Annotated in this window: 2 protein-coding genes and 1 pseudogene; all 3 read right to left on the bottom strand. The window is 71.0% G+C overall.

Annotated elements, in window-relative coordinates; genetic code table 11:
* Positions 1–197 (bottom strand): annotated as a pseudogene (locus PAI11_RS10000) (thiol reductant ABC exporter subunit CydD); the annotation flags it as partial.
* Position 198: 1 nt separating this feature from the next.
* A complete protein-coding gene (gene cydB, locus PAI11_RS09995) occupies positions 199–1,266 on the bottom strand; it encodes a cytochrome d ubiquinol oxidase subunit II (protein WP_007573850.1) in 1,068 nt (355 codons plus the stop codon).
* Positions 1,267–1,299: 33 nt separating this feature from the next.
* Positions 1,300–2,390 (bottom strand): cytochrome ubiquinol oxidase subunit I (locus PAI11_RS09990; protein ID WP_040599636.1); only part of this gene is annotated, 1,091 nt, incomplete at its 5' end.

Genomic DNA, 2,390 nt, shown 5'->3' with positions numbered 1-2,390 from the left:
GCGGCGGCCAGGCCGGCCAGCGCCGGCAGCACCGCGCCGCGATCGGGCACCCCCGCGACCCCGATCGCGATCGCGTGGGCCAGCAGCAGCGCCTGGGCGACCGTGCAGGCGGCCGCAGCCGCGCCGAGCACGGCGACCCGTCGCACCCGACCGCGCAGCTCGGGCGCCAGCGCGGCCAGGTCCGGTCCCCGCGCCATCTCAGGCGTCCCCGGCGGGACGGTGCGTCAGCGACTGCAACGCCGCGCCGGCCCCGCCCTCGGGGAAGCCCTCGGCCGAGATCCGGTGGCGGAAGACCCAGTACGACCACGCCTGGTAGACGAGCACGACCGGGGTGACCAGGATCGCGACCCAGGTCATGACCTTGAGCGTGTAGTGGTGCGAGGCGGTCTCGGCGATGCTCAGCGTCCCCGCCGGATCGTCCGTCGACGGCATCACGTTGGGCCACAGCTGCGCGAACAGCAGCACGACCGCCGCGGCGATCGTCAGCGCCGTCCCGGCGAACGCGATCGGCTCGCGATCGGCCCGCAGCGCGAGGCCCGTGGCGACGAGCCCGACCACCGCAAGCACCACCGCGATCGTCCCGACGACCGAGATCCCGCGGGCGACCGAGCTCGCGCCCAGCAGCGTCCAGATCCCGAACGCCGCCACCAGCGCGGTCGCGACCGGCCAGACCCGGATCGCCAGGCTCCTCGCGCGGACCCGCAGCGTTCCCTCCGTGCGCAGGCCGAGGAAGGTCGCGCCGTGGAGCACGAACAGCGAGAGGACGGCGACGCCGCCGAGCAGCGAGTACGGGTTGAGCAGGTCCAGCAGGTTGCCGGTGAAGTCGTGCTTGGCGTCCATCGGGATCCCGTGGACGACGTTCGCCAGGCCGACGGCGGCCATCAGCGGCGCCGTCACCGAGGCGACGAACAGCACCCGATCCCAGCGCGTCGTCCAGTTCGGGCCGTCGTGCTTGCGGCGGTACTCGATCGCCAGCACGCGCACGATCAGCGCCACCAGCAGGATCAGCAGCGGCAGGTACTCGGCGCTGAACATCGAGGCGTACCAGTTGGGGAAGGCGGCGAACATCGCGCCGCCGGCGACCAGCAGCCAGACCTCGTTGCCGTCCCAGACCGGGCCGAACGTGCGCACCAGCGCGTCACGCTCCTCCGGTCGGCGGCCGAGCGCGAACAGCAGCATGCCTACCCCGAAGTCGAAGCCCTCGAGGATCAGGTACCCGGTCCACAGCAGCGCGATCAGCAGGAACCAGAGCGTCGGAAGGTCCATCGGAATCGTCCTCGTCGTCGAAGGAAGGCGGGGTCAGTAGGCGAGGGCGGGCGCGGCCGCGTCCTCGTCGGGCGTGTCGTCGGACAGCGGGTCCGGTCCCTGCTTGGCCAGGCGCGCGAAGAGCCAGACCTCGATCCCCGTGATCACCACGTAGAGCGCGATGAAGACGCTGAGCGAGATCACCAGGGTCGAGACGCCGAGCTTGGAGACGGCGTCCTGGGTCTTCAGCAGGCCGGTCACGACCCACGGCTGGCGCCCGACCTCGGTGAACATCCAGCCCATCGCGTGGGCGGCGAAGCCGAAGAGGAGCGTCGCCAGCGCCAGCCGGCGGAACCACGGCCGCGCGGCCATCCCGGCGATCCCCTCGCGGCCGCGGCGGGCGATCCAGAGCCCCGCGATCGAGAACAGGAGCATGAAGCCGCCGAGCCCGATCATCAGCCGGAAGGTCCAGTAGCTGAGGCCGACGATCGGGTAGTACTCCGCCTTCGCCGGATCGCGGCCGTGGGCGATCTCGTAGGGCGCGTACTTCTTGGCGTAGTCGGCCTGGAGATCGTTGATGCCCTCGACGCGGCCGTTGAAGCTGTCGGTCGCCATGAACGACAGCAGCTTCGGGATCTTGATCTCGAAGTCGACGCGGTCGGGCTTCTTCTGGAACGGGGCCAGCGCCATCAGCGACAGGCCGGCGCCGCTCTTGGAGTCGTAGAGCGCCTCGGCGGCGGCCATCTTCATCGGCTGCTTCTCGGTCATCACCTGGCCGAAGAAGTGCCCGACGACGATCGTCACGAGCGACGCGACGAGCATCCCGCGCAGGCCCCACTGGGCCGAGCGGCGGAAGAAGGCCGTCTCGTGCCCGGCGCGGCGGCCGAGGTGCCAGACCGAGATCCCGACCACCAGCGCCGACGCGGTCAGGACCGCCGCGGGAATCGTGTGGAGGTAGGCGAAGACCGCGGTCGGGCTGCTCATGACGGCCCAGATCGAGGTCAGGACGGCGTTGCCGGTCTCGGCGTCGACGCGGTAGCCGACCGGGTTCTGCATCCAGGCGTTGGCCGCCAGGATGAAATAGGCCGAGAGGTTGGTGCCGACGAAGACGAGCCAGATCGAGGCCAGGTGGAGCTTCTTGGGCA

Origin of the sequence: Patulibacter medicamentivorans (assembly GCF_000240225.1) — a bacterium.
Classification (GTDB): domain Bacteria; phylum Actinomycetota; class Thermoleophilia; order Solirubrobacterales; family Solirubrobacteraceae; genus Patulibacter; species Patulibacter medicamentivorans.
Note: the sequence above shows the minus strand (reverse complement) of the source record. Positions and strands in the feature narration are given on the sequence as shown.

Coding starts and splice junctions, on each gene's coding strand:
- cydB (WP_007573850.1), bottom strand. CDS start 1,266: ATGGACCTTCCGACGCTCTGGTTCCTGCTGATCGCGCTGCTGTGGACC.